Genomic DNA, 8,101 nt, shown 5'->3' with positions numbered 1-8,101 from the left:
ATACCTTGAGATAATTGAAAACGAGCTTGAACCACTCTCACCTGCCCATGCGCACATACTTTACGATGTTTTGAGGCAGGTGAAAAGGCATATAAGATTCAAACAGGGGGACTATCTTGAAGCCGACCTACGCAGGTATTTCACACCGGAAAACATCCTGATTTCACTTCTATACCTTGCAGAGTGCGAAAAGCTTCCCGAGATTGACAAACCAAGGAAGGAAGGATTCAAGGAAATGATTAAAGCAAAGCTTGAAGCGGTTATGCAGATAAATTCGCAAATCGAGCAAAGCCTTGAAAATCTTAAGACAAATACCAGGGCGGATATTGGCAATTCTAATAAAATCGCATATCTTGAGGCAACTCTGCACGACCTTGACTTGGACGTGAAAAGCCTTGTTGAGAGGAAAAGCACAGACAAACCAATACAGATAACTTACAGCGAAGCCATCACCCCAGGCACAAAACAGATGCCAAAAGAAGTTAAGTTGGTCTTGCACTCGGAAAATTTTGGAAAAGAAGCAGGTGGGAGAGCAAAAAAAATCGAGATTGAGATGCACACTGCGTTGCGAAAAAGCGAGATGGATGAGGTGGCGCACAGGCAGGCGGATAATATTTCATTTGACAGAGTCTTGTTTGGAGCACCGTACAGTCTGGAGAGGATTGGCAGCGACTTCACACCCCGTCAAACAAATTATTTAACACTTGTCGGCCCGCTTGTCGAAGGCATTGATGAGATAGCCAAATTTGACAGGCAGAAAGACACTGGAAAAACAGAGCTTGGGCTCATTGCAAAAAGCGTTGATGCCAGTGCGCTAAATGGAATAATGATTAAGCTTGAAGATGGCAGGATAATTGAGAACCCTGCAAGGCTTTTGAAGGGCAAAAATGAAATTATGGAGCATGCAAAAAGCGTTGTTGGGAGCGATTACAAAGAAAAAGTTGCAGAATACATGAGGTTGAGAAAACTCCACACAATAAATGCAATGGCTGGCATTGTGCACATGAATAAGTTTGCAAACTTGAACGCATCGTTAAAAACGCTTGCCCAACGGATTGGGGTAAAATAAGTGAATATTGCAGAGGAGATGGCATCAGGACAGCTGGTTTAATTTGGATTGACACCTGTTATTGGAATTGCTGCTGCTTTCTTTGATTTGGTTGGACATGCCAAACAACGCAATTTTGCTTTTGCCATCCTGTGATTATTGCCCTACTGCCATAACATACAGATTGGTTTATATAAGTCTTTTTTTAGATAAGCAACTTATGGTAATGTCCGACTTTGACATAAAAAAGGCAATAGCGCAAAAAAGGCTTGTTTTTTCGCCAAAACTAAAGCCAGACCAGATAGGCGGGGCAAGCATTGACCTGACCCTTGATGGCGTATTTTGGAAGTTCAAAAAAAAATACGAGTGCTCCAAGCGGCCTGTTGACCTTTCAAAAGTAGGCTTCCAAAAGGCCACGCAAAAGATAGTGGCAGATTCCCTAACCCTCAAGTCTCAGGAAATGTGTCTTGGGCTGACAGTTGAAAAAATAACCCTGGCGCCTGACATAATGGGGACACTTGAGGGAAGAAGCAGGTTTGCGCGCATGGGCCTTGCAGTGCACATAACTTCGGCGCTTGTGCAGCCAGGAAGCTCAAACAGGCAGGTGCTTGAAATAGTGAATATGGCCCCTTTTCCAATCACAATCAGAAGCGGGATGAGGATTTCACAGGTCGTTTTTGAAAGCCTTGAGAACCCGACAGGCAGGCCCTACGCAAAATTCGGGCATGTGGCAAGAAACCAGTAGAAGTGCGCAGACAAAATGACAGCTCTGCTTGTAATGCGCGGCTGCAGCAAAAACCGATGGTTGGATTGGATGTGGGCCGGATTGATAAAAAAGCTGTTCTTGCAAATCAGGGAAAACCTGCTTTTGGTCCCTGAAAAGAATTTCAGGCAGCAGCACGGGGAGGGCAGGTATTTTTGGCAGCTTGCGTACATGATTTTCTGCCTTGTGCTTTCAATGCCCATAAATGCATACATAACATATGTCGGCTATGAGCAAGGATTCATAGGGGCAGGGCCAAACTGGTTTGCAGCCCTAGGGCCGCAGGCGAAGGTTTTTGTAGCAATAGTTTCAACTGTGATTGGGCTTGGAGTGGGAATTGCCCTTTTCTGGTTCATTGCGTTTATAGTCCATCTTGCAATAAAGCGGCTTGGAGGCACGGAAGGCTTTGAAAGCACGATGCTTGTTTTTGTAACAAGTAACACCGGCAACTTCATTTTCAGCAGGATTCCGCTTGTAGGCATGGCCTTTTCGCTTCTGGCCCTGTACAACTGCGTGCAGGGCATGAAACAGGTGCATGGTATTTCAACAGCCAGGGCAGTGGCTGCCGTGGTGGTGCTGCCTATTGCCTTACTCGGGCTTTTCCTGGTGTTTTTCGGTGGACTGGTTTTGTCAAGGGCCATATAGGGGCAGCATGGCTAAAGGAGGCACGCACTGAGGCAGATTCAGGCTTAGTGTTTTATATATTGGCGGCAAAATGCCTTCCATGTACGAGATTAGGATTCACGCAAGCTCTGGCCAGGGGGCAACAGCCTGCGGCAAGATAATTGCCGCAGCCGCGTTCCATGAGGGGAAATACTCCTCCTCGTTCACATTTGACGGCTTTGACACAAACGACGGCACGCAAATTGCCTACTGCAGGATTGACGAGGCTGCGATAAAAAAATTCCATAAAATTGCAAAGCCGGACTGCATAATAGTGCTTGACGAAATGGTGCTTTCGCTTCCAAGCACCCTTGACGGGCTTGAGGAGCCGGGAAAAGTGATTGTCAACACGCCAAAGACGCGCTTTGAGCTTAAAACCGGCGAGAAAAACATTTACACAGTTGATGCTTCGCAGGCTGCAAGGCAGTTCATGCAATCAGAGAGTGCCGGCGTGGCAATGGCCGGGGCAGCGGCAAAAGTAGCCACAATGACGCCCCTTGAGTCAATCTGGAGGGCAATTGAAGAGGTTTTCCCGGCCGGTGTGACGGCAGGGGCAAAAAAAGCCGCAGAAGAGTGCTACAGCGCAGTCAAGTGATGAGATGGTTTTAAGGACTCTTGAGGGGCCTGACGCAATAGCTGAGACAGTGCTCAAGTGCAGGCCTTCAGTGATATCTGGCATCAGGCAGGAGCCGCTGCTTGGGACCTTGTCGCGGCTTGAAAAAAACTGCTCGATGTATTCGGTTCCTGCAGAGATGATTACCTACCTTAAGGCAGCGGCAATGAAAGGCGCACGGTGCATAGGGCTAATGAACGGCTCCGACCTTGCCTCGTGCAACGCAGAGCTTGCCTCAATTGCAACCAACCACATACCGGTTGTGCTTCTTGTTGCCAACCGCTCATCGTTTTTCCCCGCACCCGTGCTTTGCGACTACCAGGGCGCCTACCAGGTTGAAAACACAGGTTGGGTGATGTTGTTTTGCTCAACGCTGCAGGAGCTTGCCGACACCCTGCCACAGGCCTTCAAGACTTCCTCATTCACATCTGTTCCAGTGATGGTCTTCATTGACGGTTTTTACCATACGCACCAGACAACCCAGATAAACATCGCGCCGCAGGACGTTTATGACAAGTTCCTTGCAGACATAAAAATCAGGCCGGTTCTTGACTTCAGCTCGAAAAACGTGAACATGGAAAGCGCGACTCCTAAGGAGTATGAAAAAAGGCTTACGATTTACGAGGGGGCGCTTCAAAGCGTCAAGGAAAGGATAATACAGGCCGAGTACCAGTGGAACGACCTTGTGGGCAGGGAATACGGCAACGGGCTTTACTCTACATACATGATCGAGGATGCACAATCGGTGCTTGTGTGCATGGGTAGCTTCTACGGAAACGCGCTTGAGGCTGCAGAGAGGCAGCGAAAGCTGGGGATAAGAAGCGGCCTTGTGCGCCTCAAGTGCTTCAGGCCATTTCCCTATGAAGTGGCCGAAATACTTGAAAACAAGAAGGTTGGCGTAATGGAAAGGGCGCTGAAGCTTGGCTCAAGGGGGAGTGTCTACCTTGACTTGCTTGAGGTGGCGCAGGGCGGCAAGAACCTCAATGTGGTTGCCCAGTTTGTCTGCGGAATCGGAGGCTCCGACCTCAATGTCAAGCACGCGCGGATAATGCTTGAGAAAATAGAAAAGGGGCTGAGAACAAGGGAGCAGATAGAGGGCAACTAAGTTGGAAGCGGACAGGAGGCGCGCGAAGCTTGCGGAAGATGAAAAATGGAATCATACATAAAAAGAAGCGTGTTGAGGACCTGCCTCAACGCATTTGGCAGGGCTCTAAAGGAGCAGGGGCGCAATGCAACCATAGTCAATGACATAGACATAGACTTTTATCATGAGGTGCAGCCGCATTTTGACAAAGTCAGGTTCGACTACGTGCAAAACGCATTTGAAAATCCCTTTGCCTTTGTGGAGGGCCTTTTGGAGGCAAATTTCGAGCTGAAGCAAAATGACTGCATCATACTTTTTGTGGACCACAGGGCAGCCCACTTTATCAGCACTTTCACACTCAACAGCATCTTCCGGCGAAACCAGCAGGTAGTCATAGTGCTTTTCGAGCCGTATTTTGCAAAGAAGTTCTACGTGGAGCAGTCGAAAAAATACACGCTCCAGAGAGGCAGGGGATTTCTTGACGAGGATGAGAAGGAGGTTGGCTTTGACTTTGAGCACACTTTCCTTTTTGCCGCAGACAGGCTTGAGGCGTCATACACTGCAGTTGCAAGCGGCGCGTATGACAACGACATGATGCACAAGGCCAGGGCTGCAATGATGGAAAGCACAGGCTCGATATTAGTTGTCAGCTGCCCTGCGCAAAAAGAGGATGATGACATAGATGCGTACAGGGGGGCCGTTGAGTGCGGCCTTGTCAGGCTGTACGAAAAAAAAGGCGATGTCATTTCCGTGACATACACGCCAAGGTTTGAGCCGTTTTCCGATTTTGTGAAGGGGTCCAAGTTTTTCAGCGGAATAAAGGAAAGGCAGGCGGCGCAAGTTGAGCACATGCTTTCAGGATGGTGGGAACAGCACATGCCAGGGCATTTCCCCGCCCCCAGATATTTGCAGGAGGCTGTTGGCGGAGTTGAATTCACAAAGCCAGGTGAGATTACAGAAAAAAAATCTGAGGCCCCTGGAAAACAGGGAAAGGGAACTGAAATAAGCTTCACTTCGGAGCCGGAAAAGATGTTTGATTTTGAAGACAGGGACAGGAAAAACGAGGACATTGCAAAACGGCAGAAGGCCGGATTTGAAAAAAGGGAGAGCGAGAGGGTAGCAATGCCTGGCTTGCGGGATGCTGAAAAAGGGGAGGAAGAATTTGAGCATCCGCTTGACACGATTAAGCACGTTGGGGAAAAAGCACAGGGGGGCATTGCGGCACCTGGCGCCAAAACCTCACAGGACGTGCAAAAAAAAGCAGGAGACGGAAAAGACATAATGAAAGGCATATTTGGCCTTTTTGTCCATGGCGAGGAAAAGCAACCCAATGCAGCTCAGGACAGGCGGCAAAAGCCAATAGATGAAATGGCCTGGACTGCGGAAAAATGGAAAAAAGAAAGGGAAAAAACCCCCACCCATGGAGGCCTTGAGGAAATAGAAGCAGGAGAAGATAGAGAGGTAAGGACGATTGGCGCGGATGAAACAGGGCCTGGGAGCACGGAATCTGCCAGTGCTGGACAGCACCCGCTTGACCAGGTAAGCCATGCCGAAGAAACCGAAGAGCAAAAAGAGCAGCGCAGGAAGCTTGCAAAAGAAAAGCTTGAGGCGCAGCTCAAGAGGCAAGAAGAGCAGCGCAGGTGGCCCTACCACGTTGTCGAGGACACGCCGGAAAGCAGCGTTTCAAGCATGATTGAAGGCTACGTTGAGGAGGAAGGCCAGCCCCCGACACTTGAGGATTTGAACAGGAGAAAGGGGAAAAAGCTTTAGATAAGTAAAACTTTTTTTGTTGGATAACTAGGCAGAAAACTCATATATTTACACTTTTAGTAACATTTATAAACTTAACAAGCACTAAATTTAGTTATGGGCACCCTAAAGCAATGCGTTTCCTCGATACGGGAAACAAAAAGGGGAAAAAACGCGTTTTTCGACATAGCTTTGCATCCAATTCGCGCAACTAGACGGATTTGCAGGGAAACTGCTCTTAACATGATTAAATCTAAGGTGACTGTTTGGGGTGAAAAAAGCAGGGGCCAGGAAATGACACAGGCAGCAGTTGAAAGAATGGCAAAAAAAGCCAATGTAAGAATGCCAGAAACTGTAAGGATTTTGTGCCAGGAAAATGAAATTGGAGTGTTTCAGTTTCCTTTTGCAGGAAATTATATTGTGATTCCAACAGAACTTGAAAACCGATACTGTGATGGGACATTTAGTAAGTCCGAAGTTGAAGCGATAATGGCCCATGAAATGGCCCATCTGAAAAGGAATGAAGGCATTAAAACATTCTTTCTTTTGGTTCCACTAATCATTTTTACAAAAATTGCAAGCGCGCTGGTTACTTTTTGCACATCGGTTTACGGGTCAAATTTTGCCATTGCAGCCGGAAAGAAAGCTGAAAATGGCGCCATGTCACTAATCTGGCTTGGCACGACTGTATTACAACGGTATAGGGAATATAACTGCGACAGATTTGCAGCGTCCCAAACTAGCCCGGAGGCAATGAGTTCAGCATTAACAAAGCTGCAAGAAATGGCTGACACTGCAATAATTATACCTAGTGGGTCGATAGAACACATGGCGTTTTTGCTATTCCCCTCACTTGCAACAAGCGGTGACCACCCTCCGCTTGAAAAGAGGCTGGAAAGGCTTGTAAAAGGGATTAGGAAGAAGCCTGAAGCAATTGAGGTTAAGGCATAGGTAAAGGCGAGGGTGCGCCGATTAGCAGGGCCCGAACTTTTTCATTATAAGCCCCCGGTCAATTCCCGTGTGCGCGCCTGGAACTGTTATTTCGGCGGCAGCGCAGGCGGCGGCAAATTTTGCGCACTGCTGAAGGCTTCGCCCTTCAAGATACGCATCAATAAAGCCTGCCGCAAAAGCATCACCAGCCCCGATTGTGTCAACCACATTTGCATGGAATGGATTGAACTTGAAGAACTTCCCCTTGTTTGAGCCATTGCCGCCTGCAACAATTATCTGGTGCTTGCCGCCCTTTACGCACACGTCAATCCCGTATTTTAGTGCAAGCCGCTTTGCGTTTAGCTCGCAGGTTTTTTCAGAAATGTCAGCAGGGCGCCGATTGGCTGTCAATGGGCCTTGACTCGCGCAGATGAGTGCAAGCTCCTTTCTGTTGACAAGCAACTGGTCAATGTTTGAAAGCAGTGGCGCAAGTTTTTTTTCACCCAGGGCGGACTTTGACCTTCCCGGGTCAAATGAGACTGAAAGGCCAAGGCGGGAAGCCATGCCGATTGCTTCTTTTGTTACCTGAAAATTGGTGCCAGTTGCATGCAGGTGCCTGAAGCTTCTTATGTAGTCTTCGGAAATTTCAATGTAGTTGTCGCACACGCCTACTGACTCAATGACTTCAACTTCGGCATTCCTGTCAACAAGGACTATTGACATTCCTGACTTTCCCTTGAAAAATTTTACCCCGCCCACCTCGACCCCGCACTTGTTAAGGTCCTCAAATAACAGCTTGCCGTGCGAGTCAAGACCCAAAGAGCAGGCAATCCCGATTTGCCTTCCAAGCTTTGCAAGGTTTATTGCAACATTTGCAGCACTGCCGCCGGAAGAAGTGTGGATTGGCTGCTCAATGATGGATGCCTTATCGGGCTTGGGAAAGCTGCCAACATAGCATCGGATATCATAGAGCATGTGCCCGACGCACAAAACATCCAAGCCTGCCATAGCACAAGCTATATTCTGCCTTGAATAAAAAGGTTGGTGGGAGTCAACCAAGCCGCTTGATGCTGAAAAAGCCATTTTCACTTGCATCAAAGATAAGGAATTCCGGGACCGACACAACCGGCTTTCCAAGCAGGCAGTTTATTGCCATCTGTGCCTGCATTGTCCCTATCAGGTTTGGCACTGTGCCAAGCACTGACTTGCACTCCCAGCCATCCTTAAGTAATTTTTGAGCTTTGTCCAGGC

Annotated in this window: 7 protein-coding genes; 6 read left to right on the top strand and 1 reads right to left on the bottom strand. The window is 48.1% G+C overall.

What is annotated here, in order from left to right; all coding sequences use genetic code 11:
- Positions 1–1,166: 1,166 nt before the first annotated feature.
- From dcd to FJZ26_02535, 6 genes are all read left to right on the top strand, one after another.
- Complete coding sequence (gene dcd / locus FJZ26_02560) at positions 1,167–1,793, top strand: dCTP deaminase (protein MBM3229289.1); 627 nt, start codon at positions 1,167–1,169, stop codon at positions 1,791–1,793.
- Between the two features lie 15 nt (positions 1,794–1,808).
- Positions 1,809–2,456, top strand: a complete 648-nt coding sequence (locus tag FJZ26_02555) for a hypothetical protein (GenBank protein ID MBM3229288.1) — start codon at positions 1,809–1,811, stop codon at positions 2,454–2,456.
- A gap of 70 nt (positions 2,457–2,526) precedes the next feature.
- Entirely contained in the window at positions 2,527–3,069 is a 543-nt protein-coding gene (locus FJZ26_02550) for a hypothetical protein (GenBank protein MBM3229287.1), read from the top strand.
- Between the two features lie 4 nt (positions 3,070–3,073).
- Positions 3,074–4,192, top strand: a complete 1,119-nt coding sequence (locus FJZ26_02545) for a hypothetical protein (protein MBM3229286.1) — start codon at positions 3,074–3,076, stop codon at positions 4,190–4,192.
- Between the two features lie 45 nt (positions 4,193–4,237).
- On the top strand, positions 4,238–5,941 hold the full coding sequence (locus tag FJZ26_02540; GenBank protein ID MBM3229285.1) for a hypothetical protein: 1,704 nt from the start codon (positions 4,238–4,240) through the stop codon (positions 5,939–5,941).
- Positions 5,942–6,037: 96 nt separating this feature from the next.
- Positions 6,038–6,871: a hypothetical protein gene (locus tag FJZ26_02535; protein ID MBM3229284.1), complete on the top strand. Its 834-nt coding sequence runs from the start codon at positions 6,038–6,040 to the stop codon at positions 6,869–6,871.
- A gap of 21 nt (positions 6,872–6,892) precedes the next feature.
- Here the strand turns inward: FJZ26_02535 and FJZ26_02530 are convergent, their stop codons facing one another.
- Positions 6,893–7,945 (bottom strand): carbohydrate kinase family protein, encoded by a 1,053-nt coding sequence (locus FJZ26_02530; GenBank protein MBM3229283.1) that lies wholly within the window; start codon positions 7,943–7,945, stop codon positions 6,893–6,895.
- Between the last annotated feature and the right edge of the window lie 156 nt (positions 7,946–8,101).

The organism is Candidatus Parvarchaeota archaeon (assembly GCA_016866895.1).
Taxonomy (GTDB): domain Archaea; phylum Micrarchaeota; class Micrarchaeia; order Anstonellales; family VGKX01; genus VGKX01.
Note: the sequence above shows the minus strand (reverse complement) of the source record. Positions and strands in the feature narration are given on the sequence as shown.